This window comes from Dictyobacter sp. Z7_2, assembly GCF_057551105.1.
This window is the reverse complement of the sequence record NZ_BAAJPE010000001.1, coordinates 2,267,701-2,284,674: the sequence shown is the minus strand read 5'-3', so window position 1 is coordinate 2,284,674 and position 16,974 is coordinate 2,267,701. Positions and strand designations below refer to the sequence as shown.

Annotated in this window: 11 protein-coding genes; 10 read left to right on the top strand and 1 reads right to left on the bottom strand. The window is 49.7% G+C overall.

Features of this window, described 5'->3' with window-relative positions; genetic code table 11:
- Positions 1 to 136 precede the first annotated feature (136 nt).
- Together AC27N8_RS09065 and AC27N8_RS09060 are read left to right on the top strand one after the other, a co-directional pair.
- Positions 137 to 2,116 carry a glycosyltransferase family 39 protein gene (locus AC27N8_RS09065; RefSeq protein WP_487066149.1) on the top strand — a complete coding sequence of 660 codons (1,980 nt, stop codon included), beginning with the start codon at positions 137 to 139 and terminating at the stop codon, positions 2,114 to 2,116.
- A gap of 141 nt (positions 2,117 to 2,257) precedes the next feature.
- A complete protein-coding gene (locus AC27N8_RS09060; RefSeq protein WP_487066147.1) occupies positions 2,258 to 4,234 on the top strand; it encodes an ArnT family glycosyltransferase in 1,977 nt (658 codons plus the stop codon).
- 93 nt (positions 4,235 to 4,327) lie between these two features.
- Here the strand turns inward: AC27N8_RS09060 and AC27N8_RS09055 are convergent, their stop codons facing one another.
- Entirely contained in the window at positions 4,328 to 4,957 is a 630-nt protein-coding gene (locus AC27N8_RS09055; RefSeq protein WP_487066145.1) for a hypothetical protein, read from the bottom strand.
- Positions 4,958 to 5,376: 419 nt separating this feature from the next.
- Between AC27N8_RS09055 and AC27N8_RS09050 the strand changes: the two genes are divergently transcribed.
- The 8 genes from AC27N8_RS09050 (at position 5,377) to AC27N8_RS09015 (ending at position 16,957) form a co-directional block, all read left to right on the top strand.
- On the top strand, positions 5,377 to 6,768 hold the full coding sequence (locus tag AC27N8_RS09050; RefSeq protein ID WP_487066143.1) for a hypothetical protein: 1,392 nt from the start codon (positions 5,377 to 5,379) through the stop codon (positions 6,766 to 6,768).
- Positions 6,769 to 7,190: 422 nt separating this feature from the next.
- Positions 7,191 to 8,507: a hypothetical protein gene (locus AC27N8_RS09045; RefSeq protein WP_487066141.1), complete on the top strand. Its 1,317-nt coding sequence runs from the start codon at positions 7,191 to 7,193 to the stop codon at positions 8,505 to 8,507.
- Positions 8,508 to 8,559: 52 nt separating this feature from the next.
- Positions 8,560 to 9,873 carry a CHAP domain-containing protein gene (locus tag AC27N8_RS09040; protein WP_487066139.1) on the top strand — a complete coding sequence of 438 codons (1,314 nt, stop codon included), beginning with the start codon at positions 8,560 to 8,562 and terminating at the stop codon, positions 9,871 to 9,873.
- Between the two features lie 256 nt (positions 9,874 to 10,129).
- A complete protein-coding gene (locus AC27N8_RS09035; RefSeq protein ID WP_487066137.1) occupies positions 10,130 to 10,441 on the top strand; it encodes a hypothetical protein in 312 nt (103 codons plus the stop codon).
- Between the two features lie 185 nt (positions 10,442 to 10,626).
- On the top strand, positions 10,627 to 11,031 hold the full coding sequence (locus AC27N8_RS09030; protein WP_487066135.1) for a hypothetical protein: 405 nt from the start codon (positions 10,627 to 10,629) through the stop codon (positions 11,029 to 11,031).
- Positions 11,032 to 11,053: 22 nt separating this feature from the next.
- A complete protein-coding gene (locus AC27N8_RS09025) occupies positions 11,054 to 13,735 on the top strand; it encodes a VirB4 family type IV secretion system protein (RefSeq protein WP_487066133.1) in 2,682 nt (893 codons plus the stop codon).
- A 14-nt stretch (positions 13,736 to 13,749) separates the two neighbouring features.
- Positions 13,750 to 14,508: a hypothetical protein gene (locus AC27N8_RS09020; RefSeq protein ID WP_487066131.1), complete on the top strand. Its 759-nt coding sequence runs from the start codon at positions 13,750 to 13,752 to the stop codon at positions 14,506 to 14,508.
- A 22-nt stretch (positions 14,509 to 14,530) separates the two neighbouring features.
- A complete protein-coding gene (locus tag AC27N8_RS09015) occupies positions 14,531 to 16,957 on the top strand; it encodes a thaumatin family protein (RefSeq protein ID WP_487066129.1) in 2,427 nt (808 codons plus the stop codon).
- Positions 16,958 to 16,974 lie beyond the last annotated feature (17 nt).

Here is a 16,974-nt window from a genome sequence, read left to right as displayed (position 1 = left end):
AGGATAGGTCTAGTGCGCAAGCTTGTCCCTATTTTCCCCTTGTCCCTGGCAAACCATTTTTCTTATACTGATTGGCACGATATTCAGCGTCGGATGCTTGCGTCCGACGCTACTTAGTGGACAGCATAAAGGACTTATGGATCAGACATCACCTCTCGCGATAAAAGATCAAACAGAGACGACCTCTACGCAGGCATCAGGTAGCTGGAGGCAGCGCCTTCCTCGCTGGTATCTTCTGGGAATGGGTGGTGTGCTCCTGATCTCGCTCGTGCTGAACTTTTATCGTCTGGGACAAGATGGATATGGGAATTTCTATTATGCAGCAACTATCCAGAGTATGCTGCTGAACTGGCATAACTTCTTCTTTGCCTCCTTTGATCCAGCAGGCTTTGTGAGTGTGGATAAGCCTCCCCTTTCCTTCTGGCTTCAGGTAGGAAGTGTCAGGCTCTTTGGGCTGAGTCCCTGGAGCGAGATGCTGCCACAGGCGCTCGCTGGTGTGCTTTCAGTGCCTTTGCTGGCCTATCTGGTGCGACGAACGTTTGGACCGCTGGCCGGCCTGCTGGCGGCCGCCTCATTGGCGGTGACGCCGATCAGTATCGTGACGAACCGCAATTTGACGATGGATAGCTTGTTGGTCTTCGTGCTGCTTCTCTCCGCCTGGGCACTGCTGCGTGCGGTGGAGACAGGTCGCCTGCGCTTATTACTGCTCAGCTTTGTGCTGATTGGCATTGGCTTCAACATCAAAACGTTGGATGCCTATCTGATCTTGCCAGCTTTTTTTCTCCTCTACTGGTTCGCTGCTCCATATAAGCCAAAGACGCGCCTGCTGCATCTGAGTCTGGCGCTGGTTGTCTCGCTGCTGGTCTCGTTTTGTTGGATTATCGCCGTTGATCTTGTACCGGCCTCGCAGCGTCCGTTTGTGGGATCAAGCGGCTCCAGTAACTCCGAATTGCGGTTAGCTCTGCTGTACAATGGAGCCGGCCGCCTGCTGGGAAATCTCAAAGAGATCTCTTTGCTGCCCACGGCTCAATCACTGAAGGTGGAGAATCAGTTGCCAGCTTTTCTAAGTCCTGGTTTCTTTCTGGGCGATCCAGGACCGTTGCGTCTGCTCACGATGCCTTTGGGTGCGCAGATTGGCTGGCTTATTCCGTTGGCTGTGTTGGGATTGATCGGGGTGCGCTGGGATAAACCCTCGTTCTGGCCGCTGAATCGGCAACAACAAGGACTCGCCCTCTGGGGGGGATGGTTCCTGACCCAATATATCTTTTTTAGCTCAGCCAGCTTTTTTCATCCGCACTATACGGTGCAGATGGCTCCTCCGATCTGTGCCTTGCTGGCGATGGGGATCGTGACAACCTGGCGCGAAACGCAGCGTCGGCGCTGGCTTTTGCCCATGCTGCTGCTGGCGACTGCACTGGTGCAGATTGGGGTGTTGAGTGCCTATCTCAACGACTGGGAAGTCTGGTTGATCCCCTTTGTCTTGCTGGGAGCAGTAGCTGGAGTACTGCTGCTCCGCTGGTCCTCCTCGCGCAGTAGGAGCGTTTTGTTGACGATGGCGCTCTGTGCCCTGTTGCTGGGACCAACTGTCTGGTCGGTTTTTCCCTTGCTTGAGCATCGGAATGATACCTTTCCTTATGCCGGTCCGACCGTTGCAATTACCCCCCTGGAAGGGGCCGTGCTACAAGTAGATCAGGGAGTGATTCCTGATCAGACACTGATGAGTTACCTGATACAGCATCAGGGGAAAACGCGCTATCTGGCGGCCACGACCTCCTCGTTTCAGTCGGCCCCGATGATTGTGGACACGGTTCAGCCGGTGATGACGATGGGTGGCTATCAGGGGCAAGATCAGATTCTTACAGTAAGAGGACTGCAACAAGCTATTGCCAGTGGTCATGTCCATTACTTTGTGCTACCCCAGACGCTTCAGGAAGCCCATTTGAGTCCTGAACTTTTGCAGTATCAAATCAGCGTGACCGAGGGACTAGAGGCCGCCGGTGATACCAATATTGATCCTCTGATGAGCTGGGTCCGTACGCATTGTGTGCAAGTGCCACAGAGTCAATGGCATACCTCTCAAGCGGCAACCCTGCTGGATGTGTATGACTGTATTTGATCTGATCCGTCTCTGTTGGAGTATGAGGACATGTCTGGTACGCAAGCTTGTCCCTATTTTCCCCTTGTCACTGACGAGCCATTTTTCTTATACTGGCTAGCGAATCACCCGATGCTATTTAATGGACAGTATAAAGGACTTATGGATCAAACATCACCTCTCGAGATAACTGATCAAGAAGGAACATCCTCTCCACAGGCGGCAGAGCACTGGAGGCAGCGCTTTCCCCGCTGGTATCTCCTGGGAATGGGTGGTGTGCTCCTGATCTCGCTCGTGCTGAACTTTTATCGTCTGGGACAAGATGGATATGGCAATCTCTACTACGCGGCTGGCATTCAGAGTATGCTGCTGAACTGGCATAACTTCTTTTTCGTTGCGTTTGATCCTGGGGGCTTTGTGAGTGTGGATAAGCCTCCGCTTTCCTTCTGGCTTCAGGTGGGGAGTGCGAAGCTCTTTGGGTTGAGTCCCTGGAGCGTGATGTTGCCACAGGTGCTCTCTGGCGTGCTTTCAGTGCCGTTACTGGCCTATCTGGTGCGACGAACCTTTGGACCGCTGGCTGGCTTGCTGGCGGCCGCCTCATTGGCGGTGACGCCGATCGGTATTGTGACGAATCGCAATTTGACGATGGATAGTTTATTGGTCTTCGTGCTGCTTCTGTCCGCCTGGGCACTGCTGCGTGCGGTGGAGACAGGCCGCTTACGCTTGTTACTACTTAGCTTTATCCTGATTGGCATTGGCTTCAACATCAAGACGCTGGATGCTTATCTGATCTTGCCAGCTTTTTTTCTCCTCTACTGGTTCGCCGCTCCTCACAAGCCAAAGACACGCTTGTTACATTTGACCCTGGCAATGGTCGTCTCGCTGCTGGTCTCGTTTTGCTGGATTATCGCCGTCGACCTGGTACCGGCCTCGCAGCGTCCGTTTGTGGGATCGAGCGGCTCCAGTAACTCCGAATTGCAGTTAGCTTTGCTGTACAATGGAGGCTCTCGCTTGCTGGGAAACCTCAAAGAGATCTCTTTGTTGCCCACGGCTCAATCACTGAAGCTGCAAGATCAGCTCCCGGTGTTTGCACGTCCCAGTTTCTTTCTGGGCGATCCAGGACTATTGCGCCTGCTCACCATGCCACTGGGTGCGCAGATTGGCTGGCTGATCCCCCTGGCGGTGCTGGGATTGATCGGGGTGCGTTGGGATAAGCCCTCGTTCTGGCCGTTGAATCGGCAGCAACAAGGACTCGCTCTCTGGGGAGGATGGTTTTTGACTCAATTCGTCGTTTTCAGCACAGCCAGCTTTTTTCATCCCCACTATACGGTGCAGATGGCTCCCCCGATCTGTGCGTTGCTGGCGATGGGAATCGTGACGACCTGGCGCGAGAAGCAGCATCGACGCTGGCTCTTGCCTGTGATGCTGCTGGCGACCGCGCTGGTGCAGATAGTGTTGTTGAGTTCTTATCTCAAAGACTGGGAAGTCTGGTTGATCCCCTTTGTCTTGCTGGGAGCCGTGGCTGGAGTTTTACTCCGCTGGTCCTCGCAACGCAGTAGGAGTGTCTTGTTGGCGATCGCGCTCTGTGCCTTGTTGCTTGGACCGACTGTCTGGTCGGTTCTCCCCTTGCTTGAGCATCGAAATGATACGTTTCCTTATGCCGGTCCCGCCGTTGCGATTAGCTCCCTGGAAGGATCAGTTTTACAGGTGGATCAAGGTTTGACTCCCGATCAGACACTGATGGCTTACCTGATGCAGCATCAGGGGAAGACGCGCTATCTGGCGGCTACGATGTCCTCGTTTCAGTCGGCCCCGATGATTATAGATACGGTTAAGCCTGTGATGACGATGGGTGGCTATCAAGGGCAAGATCAGATTCTCTCGGTGAAAGGACTGCAACAATCCATTGCTAATGGAGAGATCCGCTACTTTGTACTCCCCCAGACGCTTCAGGAAGCGCATTTGAGTCCCCAATTAATGCAATATCAGATCAGCCTGGCCGAGGGATTAGAGGCAGGCGGTGGTACCAATATTAATCCACTGATTGACTGGGTCCATAACAATTGTACCCGCGTGCCGCAGAACCAGTGGCATACCTCTCAGGCGGCAACGTTGCTGGATATCTATGATTGTGTCTGACTGGATAGGTTCTAATATATATTTAGGGAATGGGAGTAGCGTGGATGTTCTGCTGCTCCAAATGACCTAATTGCTTACTAAGAGTTGTAATTATTAAGAACTTGATGCTTTTTCTAATACAGAACCTTCCTTTCCTGCTGCCCCACCCATTCCTTGCACTGCGCCTCCTCCTATTGCCGTAAACATTTGACTTAGCTGGTCTAGCCTTTGTTGTTTCTCTCTCTTATCCCAATCTGCCTTTTGTCTATCATAGGATTCTTGATCGCTCTTAGCTCGAAACGCTCTATCTTCTTCTCTTTCCGCAGCTCTAGCTTCCCGTTCCTCCTTAAATGCTTTGATTCTTTCCTGATGTTCCTTATCTGTATTCTTACTTTCTTTGCTTTCCTTCGACTGTGCTTGCTGTTCACTCTCGGGGGTTGTCTCTCTGGTCGTTTCTCTGGTCGTTGATCTGCTGGATTCTGCCTCAGTCTCGTTTATAGTTGATGATCGTGACCTGCTGGATGAGTCTCCCGAGTCTGTTGAGTTGGTTGTTTCTTGTTGTTTGCTTAATGCAAATGCGCGGAAAACATCGTCATTACTAGCGTCCTTCTTATTTTGAACGGGTTGATCGCTTGCATCCCGCCCGGATCTGCCCATCTCTGTACCGCCAAATGTTGACTGGCGACTAACACCTTCTTGACTGCCGCCTCGGCCGCCTCGGCCTCCGCCTCCGCCTCTTCCCATAGCAAAACCTCCTTTTGGGTTGTTCGATCTGCAAACCCTTATTTATACTTCCTCTCAACCATAAATTATATGACATTGAAAGGCTAGTCGGAAGTGGGGACAAACGTACCGTCATTGCCAGGTCCTATCCGGATTTTTGAGGAATTTTGTCCCTATGTTCCTCTAGACGTGCGCAGTGGCTATACCCTATTATTGAAGCATAATCGGCTAAAATACTACTATTTAAAGATAAATAACTTAGAATTTTTACTGTTGATGTGAATGTGCAGGCTGTGGATGGTCTTTTCTAATGTGATGCAAGACTGGAGCACACTATTTTGAAGTATACGCTAACAACTGTGAAGCGGGTGAGCAGGTACTTCTTCGCAAAAACAGGTAAGAGGAGACGTAATCGTAGGCATACAAAAATGTCTTTTGGCATGCGTATATCGTACTTTGCTGCTCTCTTTTTTGCCGGTGCCTGTTTGTTCTCTCTTTCCCCGAGCACAGCCAGCTGGATTGCAAGCCAGCATATACTCTCGGGAAATTCTGCTTCCTCGTCATCAAAGAGTGAAGCCTTTACCCCGGCGACCGACGGTCCCATTGATAAAGGCACGATATTACAATACAGTGCTCAGGGTAGATTAACCATGTACCCGGCTGCCAGTAGGAATGTTCTTTCTTCTGCGACTGTCGATGAGCAAACCAGGAACCTTTCCTATATGCACAACACCGGTCAGGGTGGCATAACCAATGTGAATAGAGCAGATCTTGGTAGTGGCAACGATCCGAATGCGGATTGTAAGGCAGCGCTAAAAAGTTTAAAGGGCGCTCAAGATTCTGATAAGTTACCAATACCCTCTTCTTGTGCTGCCTCTACTAATGATTTCTTGACTGGCGGGGATAAAGGCATCTATAACGGAGCAGTGTATAACATTCCGTCCAATATCACGACCTCAAATGATGCTGTCAAAGGCTTGTTATTGGCCATGCAAGCGATTGCCTGGGCGCTTCTCGTCCCGATTATTATGACGATGGGAATGGGCTTTATGACTGGCAAGGGTGCCCTACGCTATTCCGATATGTTGGAAACATTGCCGCGCCTGGTGTTGGCGGTGATCGGCATTGGAACTTGTTTGCTACTGTCAAATGGCCTGATTAGCTTTGGTTACATCTTTAACGTTGGGTTTATGCAAGTGCTGCATAACATTGCTCCGAACCTGCCTCCGGTATCGTCTGTGCTGATGCCTAGCGATCACTGGGAGCATTGGCTCCAGATTTTGACGGCGGCAGGTGCGCTCCTCTTGGTCGCGTACCCTGTTTCGGCCGCCAATTTTGCTATATTGGGAATTTTTGAGGTACCAGTTGGAGCAATCGCAGCTGTGGTCATGGTTGCCATCGCCATTGGTTTGATCCTTGGCTATATCCCAGATTATATCCTAACAGGTTTCTCGATGGTGATTGCAGGACAGGCGATCATTCGCTTCATCCTGATTGATCTCTATGTGGTGCTGAGTCCGTTAGCGATTGTGGCGGCCGCGCTCCCTGGCCAGGCTGGTGTCAAGTTTGCACGTGATTGGGTGACCGGCTTTCTGAGCCTGATTGCATCGCAATGCGTGGTCCTTGTGGCGATGGGTATGGGACTGGTGGTCCTGGGGCAGTATGGGCAGAATGCCGGCATTGTTTCGATCATGATGAAATATTCCACCTTGATCTTGATGATGCGTGTACCTTCACTCTTCAAGACTGGCGCGGTCCAGCTGATCCAGGAGGGCGGTTCGGTGGTGGCACAGGTGACACAGAAACAAGCGGCTCCCCTTGCGCCATCCTGATCGATGGGCGTGGGAGGATACTCAGTTGGGCTTATCTTTGTGCCTGTGAAGTGTGGAAAATGTATCACTGTTTGTGTATTTATACCTGAAATCCTAGAGGATTTTGTCCCTATTTTCCTCTAGACGTGCGTGGTGGCTATGCTCTATTATTGAAGCATAATCAGGTAAAATACTACTATTTGAAGATAGATAACTATGAAGTTTTTGCTGCTGATGTGAATGTGCTGATTGTGGGTGGTCTTTTTTAATGTGACGCAAGACTGGAGCACACTATTTTGAAGTATGCGCTAATAACTATGGAGCGAGCGATCAGATACTTCTTGGTGCGAAAAAGTAGAAGCAGACGTAATCGTACGCGTACAAAATTAACTTTTAATATGCGCGTATCGTTATTCGTGGCTCTCTTCTTGGTTGGCGCCTGTTTGCTTGCTTTATCTCTGAGTGGTGCTGGATGGCTCGCAAGCCAGCATGTGACCTCGGGGGCTTCTGTTACCTCGCTTTTAGCGAGTGCAGCCTCTAACCAGGCTGTGGGAAATCTAACTACCAAAGATACCATTTTGCAATCCAGTGCTGAGGCCAGATTGACACAGTTCTCACCAGCCAGTGCGAACATTCTTTCCTCTGCGACTGTCGATGAGCAAACCAAAAATCTTTCTTATATGCGCGGCACCGGCCTTGGTGGCGTTTCTCTGGCGGCCGACTATGATCCGATTAAGGATTGTAATGATGCTCTGCAAAAATTAAAAGGTGCTCATTATTCGGATAAGGTTCCTCTGCCTTCTTCTTGCGCGAACGCGAATAATGATTTCTTGACTGGCGGGGATGGTGGCAATTATTCCGGAGCGGTGTTTACTATTGTTCCTCTTCTCACAACTTCAAATCCGGCGGTTACAGGCTTGTTGCTGGCCATGCAAGCAATTGCCTGGGCGCTTCTTGCCCCAATTATCATGACAATGGGATTTAGCTTCATGACAGGCAAGGGGGCTCTACGCTATTCCGATGTGCTAGAAGCGTTGCCTCGTCTGATACTGGCGGTAATCGGCATTGGAACCTGTTTGCTGGTGGCAAACTTCGTGATTAACCTTGGTGGCGCCTTCAATATCGGGTTTATGAATGTGCTGCATAGCGTTGGCGGGAACAACCTACCTGGGATAACTACTGTGCTGATGCCCAGCGGGCAATGGGAGCAATGGCTCCAGATGCTGACAGCGGCTGGCGCGCTGATCCTGGTTGCACAGCCTGTCTCGGCTATCAATCCTCTGGGGATACCGGCTGGAGCAGGTGTCGCTGTGGTCATGGTTTCTATCGCCGTTGGCCTGATCCTTGGCTATATTCCCGAGTACATCCTGACGGGTTTCTCAATGGTGGTTGCAGGACAGGCGATCATTCGCTTCATCCTGATTGATCTCTACGTGGTGCTGAGTCCGTTAGCGATTGTGGCGGCCGCGCTCCCTGGTCAGGGGGGTGTCAAGTTTGCCCGTGATTGGGTGTCTGGCTTTCTCAGCTTGATTGCATCGCAATCTGTGGTCCTTGTAGCGATGGGCATGGGACTGATAGTCCTGGGGCAGTATGGGCAGAATGCCGGCATTGTTGCAATTATGATGAAATATTCTACTCTGGTCCTGATGATGCGTGTACCTTCACTGTTTAAGACTGGTGCAGCTGACCTGGTGAAACAGGGCGGTGCAGTGGTGGCACAGGTGGCACAGAAACAGGCAGCACCTCTCGCTCCATCCTAAGCGATGGATATTGAGAATACACTTTTCGGCTTGTCTTTTCTAGGAGCATAAGATGATATACCGCAGGAATGTTCGTAGCACAATCAAGGTTATTCCGGGGGAACGCCTACTTGCTTTAGGCGTACTTGGTAGTATCTTGTTGCTTTTTCTGACTTCCTGCGGACAAGCATCGGGTGCTCAAAAGACCCAATGGGTACAGCCAGCGGATGCAACCACTCCTAAATGGATTGCACCCGCGCTCAAGCAAGGATTTTCTTCTTATCATCAATATATAGCAGCACAAGCGAGCTCGATCGCTACAGCCTTATATGGTGCGCAGGCCGATGAATACTTCGCAGATGATCCAACCATGGCGGCGGTAATCACTTATTGGAAGAGTTCATGCCATAAGGCTGACGGCTCGCTTTGTCCCAATGCGCAGAGCGGTGATTTACAGTGCGTTGAATTTGTGACTGGTGTGTTTGCCACCATCGATAATCAGCTACCGTATATTGGTGATGCTGACAAGTTCTGGGATCTCTATCGAGGCAAAGCTGGCTGGCAAGAGATCGCCGCTAATACGATACAGAAAAATCCTCCAGTACTGGGTGATATTGTTGCCTGGAGCGGCAATAATACTGGCCATCTGGCGATTGTGGTCGATCTAAAGGCTCCAACGTCTGATCAAGATGGTTATATTATTGTTGCACAGTCCAACGCGCCCAGTGCTTTTGAGGAACTGGCCTGGCATACCAATGGTCAGATTGATTCATGGCCTGGCTATAATCTGCAAGGTTTTATCCGTCAGCAAGATCTCGCTCCATGTTTGTTGCTCCAAGCCACCCCGGCGCAACAACAATGGGAAGTCATGGCAGGCCAGGTTGCTGTCTATTATGGAGTGCCCTCGAAATATCTGCTCCGACAATTATGCCAGAGCAAATTTCAGTCAACTGACAGTCAAGGGCAACCGATGATTAGCGCGACAGGCGGGATAGGTATTGCACAAATGTCATCGTCCGTTGCGGCTCAGATACCGCGCTGTATCATTAACTTTGTCAACAATTCTCCTAATTGTGCGCACATGCCTGGCAGTCTCCCCAAGGGAACAGGCATTGATCCCAGGAAGCCAGCAGAAGCGATACCAGCTGCTGCCTATGAGATGTCGCTGCTTTATCAGCATTATCTCAAAACGAAAGATATGCGCGTCCCCCAGGACGAGCTGGAAGCTTATACAATGGCCCTTGCCGCTTATAATGCTGGCGAGGTAGTTATCGATAACGTTGTTCATTCATGTGGCAAGTCTGGCTGGCAGAGTTGCTTGAACGAGCAACAAAAAGATCAACATACTACAAAGTATGTGAATGCCATTCTGAGTAAGAGTAGTTGAATGAATTCTTTGTACTAGCCCATTTTGATGGGTACTCTTGCGGCTATGACGTTTTATCTGTTATTGTGTGTGTGGATGGTGAGGCTTGGGCGTCGTCCAAAGCCGCCTAAACCTTACCATCTATACCTGGAGTCGCGCAGACAGCCTGGATCAGGTATGGAAGGTTTGAACATGGATGGACTATGTTCTTTCGTTAGCGTTGATAAATTTAAATGTCTTCACATGATGTGGAGACAGGAGAAAGGGTGACAAGCAAATGGCATTTATTCTGCATGGACTTTCTTTGATTATTATGAATGTGTCTATTCTGTTTAGGAGCCTTGATCTGGGTCCTCTGCAAACTGAGCTCTCTACTGTGATCGGTAGTGTGACCACTCTGCTTAAGGGCCTTGGTATCGCGGTCTGCGTTCTTGGTATTATGGTCGGGGGACTGATGCGCGCCACTGCTTTCGGTAATGAAAGAAAAGTTGCTATCTCTAACCAGGCTATTGCCTGCGCCGTGATCGGTCTGGTCATTGTGCTGGTTGCCCAGGGTGCCGCAACAGCTTTCAATGGTCTTCTACCATAAAGTTTATTTGGTTCCTCATTATTGTGCACTGCTTCTCTAGCAGGCAAAGAGAGATGCGTTTGATACGTTTTATAGAGAAGGAATTATCGACTTTACATCGGTCCTTTCCTGGCGTATTTTTCCCTACAGAATGTGTCTTGTCTCTCGCATTAGTGAGAAAACGAATGTAGATATTGAGTGTAGATATGAAGAAAGAGGAATTTCCAACCTTTTTAAATGAGCAACCATCAATCATCTTTGGTCGTACTGGTCGCGAACTTTTAGTCATTACGATAGGACTGGCATGTGGATATCTCACCTGGGTGAGTCTGGGAAGCTTCATTGGTGGTGATGTGCTTGCCAGTAATATTGCCAAAGGTTTTCTGGTTGGCGTGATACTCGTAGTTGCCGGAATTGTGTCTTTTTTTAAGGTTGCCACAAGACCGTTGGAAGAATGGGCTTTTGTGTGGCTCTTTTACGCCATCATCCCCAAAATTTATCTGTATATACCTGAGGAAGTAAGTGTACTTGTCGACCAGTCAGATGAAGCTGATGCGCTGGTCAACAGTAAAAAATCTGACGATGATGACGACTTTGGTGATGACTACTGATTAGATTTGGAGCTATATTTCCATGTTAACTGCACCAAAAACTCCTAGTATGCTTATAAGTGGCACCCCTAGTGTAGTAAACGCATTTATCAGATTGCGCCAGGTAGAGGGTGATGTCGCGTGTCTTGACTTTGGACGTAAAAATTTAGATTATCGAGGTTTCCTCAAGGTTGGTGCTATCAACTTTTCCCTGCTCTCAGAAGAGGAACAGGAAGGGGTTATCGAGGGCTTTAAAGGCTTCTTGAATGGTATCTCTTATCCTATCCAGATCTTGATTCGTAATCGCCCCCATAACCTGGACCAATATTTACAGTCCATGGACGCTGTTAGAGGTACCCTGGCACCTATCACACGTGACCACGCGAAATTCGTACGCGCCCTGGCTTCCAGACGTGCGCTGGTGAAACGCGAGTTTTATGTGATTGTGCCTTCAGATCGTCAGGTCGCCAAGGATAAAACTGAGGCTCTGATCAACGCACAAATGCAGTTGAAATTGCGCCTGGATGAGCTTTTGCGCCAATTAGAGCGTATGGGATTGGGTGGCAAGCGTTTAACATCGCTAGAGATTATACAACTTTATCAAAGCTGCTATACCCCCTGGGAAGCCTATCTCAGGCCCCTTACCGAAAACGCGCTTGAGGGTAGTCATGGAGGGCCGACCGTCTCTGCCATGGATAAATCTGTTCCCATGGATCTTTCTAGCATTAATATGTCCCTCGAAGATGTCCCGGACGCTGCTACCGACTCAAAGAAGAAAAAGAAGAAACCCTCTAAAAAGGATAAAAAGCAGGAGGCCAACAGCAAGCTCCCTGACTTTATTAAGGTCCCTGATCTGATTGCTCCAAGCTCTATCCAGGTGTTTCCTTCGTATGTGCGTATTGAGGGAGAGTCGCATCACGAATATGTGCGCACCCTTGCGCTGGCCAGCTATCCACGTAGTGCTTACCCCGGCTGGTTTGATAGTATCATTCAGGTTGACGAGCCCAATATCGATTTTAGTATCCACATCACTCCCCTCGCCCCAGAACAGGTGGGATCGCGCCTGGCTCAGAAAGCCGTAGAATTCCGTGGTGCGGCGCTGGTCTCTGAGCGTCAGGGACGTACCGCAGATCCATCCACAACCATCGCTCTGGGCGACGTTGAAAAGTTGCGTGAGAATATCGCACGTGGTACCGAACGTGTGTTTAACATGTCGGCCTTCATTCAAGTTCGTGGCCGTGATCGTCGCGAATTGGGTGAACGTAGTGATCGCCTGGCCGGTACGATTCGCGGCCTCGATTTTCGTGCTCTGCCAACTCATTGGCAACATCATGTGGGCCTGATGAGCTGCCTGCCTGACGCTAATAATCAGCTGGGACGTGGTCGACTTTTTGGTACAGGTTCCGCTTCAACCTTTTATCCCTTTACTAATAGCGATATTAGTATGGATACAGGTGTGATGTTTGGTGCCAATCCTAATGGTGGTCTGGTCATCCTCAATCCTTTTAATAGCCAGCAGCTAGAGAACGCTAACATGGTGGTCTTTGCGAAATCTGGAGCAGGCAAAAGTTTCTTCCTCAAAACAGTGACCAGCCGTTTGCTGCCGACCTGCAATGTCTATGTGATCGATCCGGAAGCCGAATATAGTAACATGTGTGAGACCGTTAAAGGTCAGTATGTACGTCTCTCTTCGGATTCGTTGCAGATCAATCCCTTTGAGCTCTATGGAGCCGCAACCAATACCACTCAGGCTGTGGATGGGGCTAAGGGCGAGGCTAACTTTTTCCGTGAGAAACTTCTCAATCTAATTACACTGCTTAGCCTGTTGCTCTCCGACGATGGTATGTTGCCGCAGAAGGAGAAGGCTTTCCTTTATAAATGTCTGATTAAAACCTATGAGAATCGTGGCATTAATATGGATGCTTCAACTCATGGGAATGTTCCCCCCAATATGCAAGAGTTTTATGTAATTCTGTCGAGTGCACTGCGTGGTGACGATCGCTTTGGTGTGGGCCAGGATACTTATGGATTGGGTGAACGCCTGGAACGTTATCTCCACCTTTTCCCGATGCGCACGCGTGTGGTGCTTGATAATCGCTTTATAGATTTTAATATTCGAGAGCTGAACGATACGCTTAAACCTATTGGTTTGTTCTTGATTGCTGAATTTCTCTGGACAAAGATCCGCCAGGCGCGTCAATCTAATGTCCCGTTGCCGAACACGATTATTTTGATCGATGAGGCCTGGTTGTTGATGCAATTTGAGCAAGGGGCGAAATTTCTTGAAGAGATGGCACGCCGTATCCGTAAATATGGTGGTGGCTTGTGGTGCACTACTCAGAATTCCGATGACTTCCTGGGTTCTGATGAAGGCAAGACGATCCTGGCTATGGCTACCATGAAATTTTTGATGAAGCAAGATTCTAGTACGATCGATTCGGTTGTGCATACATTCCATCTTAGTCCCGGGCAGAAGAGCTTTTTACTCGGTGCACGCCGTGGTGAAGGTCTGTTCTCCACCAAGAGTTGGACACAGATGGAGGTTCTTGCCTCCCCTCTGGAAGCAAAAATGGCGAATACCACCCTTGCTTCGACGACACAATTGCAACAGTCGGCGAAAGATATCGAACTGAATTATCAGCAAGCAGTCAAGCACGAGCGAGAAATGGCACGTGCAAGCACGAATGGCCAGGCCGACGGCAATAAGCGGGGCGATTTCAGATGAATCTGAGGCTAAAAATGGAATCATCATCGGATGCTGCATCAAAAGATTTTTCAGCGGCAGTGATGCGACGCGCGCTGGTTGGCTGGCTACCCATTCTTGTTGTGTGTATCGTGATCTACTGGGTATCGGGTGGTATACCACCAACTGTGTGGCGACTCCTGGGGAGCGTTTTGCTTCGCTGGAGTGCCTTACAAACTATCCTTGGTGGGGCTGTCTTTGTACCTTTAATCATCCTGGTCGTACAGTCCCTGCTTATCCTGGTTGCCTGGATACTTCTTATTGTAGTAGCCTGGCGTGAAATTGGCGTTTATAGAGCATTGCGAACGCAGCAGCGTGTCAGTCGCTTAAAGGCGGCTCTGGCTTTAAGTCAGAACGTTCCTACTGACACGCCGCTGGTAGCGAAAAGCCAGGGTGTGCAAGTGCTACCCGGTGACAGTCGGCGAAATGAGGATTCTCTCAAGGGCACGGGCATTCAAATTGTCTCTCCGAATGAGGGTGAGCAGGATGATGCATTTGATATGGATAAGGCTGTGTTTGAACTTTTCTCTGAACCTGATCCCTCTGAAACTGTCGATGTCAACGATAAGCCAATACATGTGGATGAAACCAATACGGTTTTTGTCTATGGCAATCCCTTCGAGGGCGATCTTCCAGAAGTCTTTAACTATGATATGGATCTGAAGCGTGAGGTTAAAGATATGAAAAATAATATGCGCCCGAAAGCCACAGATGCCGATAAGTTGGCTGAAAAAGATCAGGATGCTGACTCATAAAATAATCGAAAGGGATTTCGGTATGGGAAAAAATTTGTTTACGAGACGTCAGAAGAAGAGACCTTTTTTTCTTCTGACGTTGATCATAATTACTCCGCTACTGATGGGTGTACTGTGCGGTGATCCTACACCTCCCCTTCCACTGTCGACTAATAGCTCACTGACAAATAATATCTTCGGCAAAACTGATTTTTCGATGCTCAAGATGTTTGATGCTAACAATGGTTGGGCGATCACACCACAAGCGGTTCTACGTACCTCCAATGGAGGGGCAACCTGGACTGATCTCACACCGACCGATTGGGAGGCGACTAACGGCTCAAGTTCCAATACTCCTGGCGCTGTTTCAGGGATTACCACTGCGTATTTTCTGGACCCGAGTCACGTTTGGATTGTGGCGGAAACAAATATTTCACAAGGTGATCTTGATGCAGCTTCGACCGCTGCCAATCAAGTGACGGTTACCAATAGTGGTACACCTACTATTAATAAAGACCAGATGCCACCGCTTGGAACCAGCGTGTATGTGCGTTCGACGATTGATGGAGGACTCACCTGGATGACCTCTAAGCCAATCACTATAAAAAATCTGGTTGGCATTAGCCAACCAGATTTTCTTGATGTACATGAAGGCTGGATCGAGTTGATGCACGGCTCCGGAGGCAGTAATATGACCGATGGTGATGTGTATCATACGGTCGATGGTGGGATAAATTGGAAGCAGCAGCGCATCAATATTTTTTCGCCTCTCGGTGGTCCTGGTGGAACATTTGTGGCGTTAAATGGGCTGAGCTCCTCGGTACAGTCAACTTTGTCAAAGAGTATTCATCAGACAAACCTTGCGGCCGCCTCGCAAGTGTCGGTGGATGGTCAGCTGTCTGGAGTCACTATCGCTCCTACCTGTGTGCCTGCTACTGCTAATGTCTCTTCTAATCTTCCTCAGTGCGCTGCTACCATGCCGACCCCTTTTCAAGGGTGTACAGTTATTGGGACGACCAAGTATGTAGGCCTGGCTACTGCCACGCAGCCCAGTACACCACATGTCTGGTTGAGTCAACAAATTGGTGAAGGAGCCGTCTGGAGGCAGATGGGCTTTTTGCCTGTTCCTGGCGGAACTCTGAAGCAGTCGTCAGATTCAATGGTTTCCAGTTCGCCGCCGTTTATGTCTCCGGATGGAACTGGGATTCTACCTATTCAGGTGCAGGGTGATCCTGATGGAGATGATCCAACGCATTTTTCTGTGCACCTGTATCGCATCAAAATTGCGTCGCCTTTAGGTGACTATATAGTTAGCGATATGAGTCCAACTTCAACATTTGCCGTCCCATTTATTTATGCCCAACATACTTTAGCTGCTCCCGATGGCCAGCATGTCTTTGTCGTGGGACAAGATCAGACCAATGGGACATATGGCGATTGGCATCTCTATGAATTTGATGGTACTAACTGGATATCTCTGACGAATCAGTTTGATGCCAGCGTCCCAGCTGCACGTCAAGATTCAGTGGTTAGCTCAACCTTATCAAATCTTAGTTTCATCAGCCCTACCGAGGGCTGGGCCAGCAATGGCTCGCTGCTCTATCATGTCAGGATTGCTAATGGTTCAGCTAACTGGTCGCAGGTTTATCCTCCGTCCAGCGCCACCAAGACGCCAGACGTTCCTAGAGTGCCCGGTGCAGTCGTAGCTCCGCCAGCCAATCCAGGCCCATGTGGTGTACAGGTTGTGAATGTGCCTACTCCCCCCGGAGGACCATCTACCCCAGACTTGCATACATTTACCTTTGTCAATAAGATGTCGTTCCCTGTCTGGGTGGGTTCAACGGGAGATGGCCCGGTGAATTTCGCTGGCTGGGATGGAATATTGGCCCCTGGGAGTAGTCATAGTGTCCAGGTTTCGACCCCGAACGCTGGCGTGTGGAGAGGGCGCTTCTGGGGAAGATCGTGTAGCGATGCTGGTGATTGTAACGACCAATTGGGGAGTAGTAACGGTGAACCGGCTTCCCTGGCTGAATTTGCCACGAATGTTTACGGTGGATTGATCTTTTACGATGTTAGCCTAGTGGATGGCTATAATCTACCGATGCTGATCGAGGGCAGTGATGGGTCACCGTCTCCTAGCAACTGTGGTAGCCACGCCTGTACCGATCTAAATCAAAGCTGTCCAACACCTTTGCAGAAGGTCGGTGCTAATAGTAACGATAAGATCTGCATGAGTGCCTGTGCTGTCGCCACAGATGCGGGAGCGTCCACCATTGATCAGTATTGCTGCCTGGGAGCGTTTGGTCCTGGCGTCTGCAATCCTGACACCTGGCCTGCCGACATGGATTCCGCGAAGCTTTTTAAGGAAGCCTTCCCGCATGCTTATAGCTACGCCTATGATGACGCGACCAGTACCTATACCTGTCCCGAGACCTGTAGTTTCTCTATCATCTTTGGTACCACCCCGTAAAGTAGCGTCGCGCCCTC

Coding starts and splice junctions, on each gene's coding strand:
- AC27N8_RS09055 (WP_487066145.1), bottom strand. CDS start 4,957: ATGGGAAGAGGCGGAGGCGGAGGCCGAGGCGGCCGAGGCGGCAGTCAA.
- AC27N8_RS09035 (WP_487066137.1), top strand. CDS start 10,130: ATGGCATTTATTCTGCATGGACTTTCTTTGATTATTATGAATGTGTCT.
- AC27N8_RS09050 (WP_487066143.1), top strand. CDS start 5,377: ATGCGTATATCGTACTTTGCTGCTCTCTTTTTTGCCGGTGCCTGTTTG.
- AC27N8_RS09040 (WP_487066139.1), top strand. CDS start 8,560: ATGATATACCGCAGGAATGTTCGTAGCACAATCAAGGTTATTCCGGGG.
- AC27N8_RS09030 (WP_487066135.1), top strand. CDS start 10,627: ATGAAGAAAGAGGAATTTCCAACCTTTTTAAATGAGCAACCATCAATC.
- AC27N8_RS09065 (WP_487066149.1), top strand. CDS start 137: ATGGATCAGACATCACCTCTCGCGATAAAAGATCAAACAGAGACGACC.
- AC27N8_RS09015 (WP_487066129.1), top strand. CDS start 14,531: ATGGGAAAAAATTTGTTTACGAGACGTCAGAAGAAGAGACCTTTTTTT.
- AC27N8_RS09020 (WP_487066131.1), top strand. CDS start 13,750: ATGGAATCATCATCGGATGCTGCATCAAAAGATTTTTCAGCGGCAGTG.
- AC27N8_RS09060 (WP_487066147.1), top strand. CDS start 2,258: ATGGATCAAACATCACCTCTCGAGATAACTGATCAAGAAGGAACATCC.
- AC27N8_RS09025 (WP_487066133.1), top strand. CDS start 11,054: ATGTTAACTGCACCAAAAACTCCTAGTATGCTTATAAGTGGCACCCCT.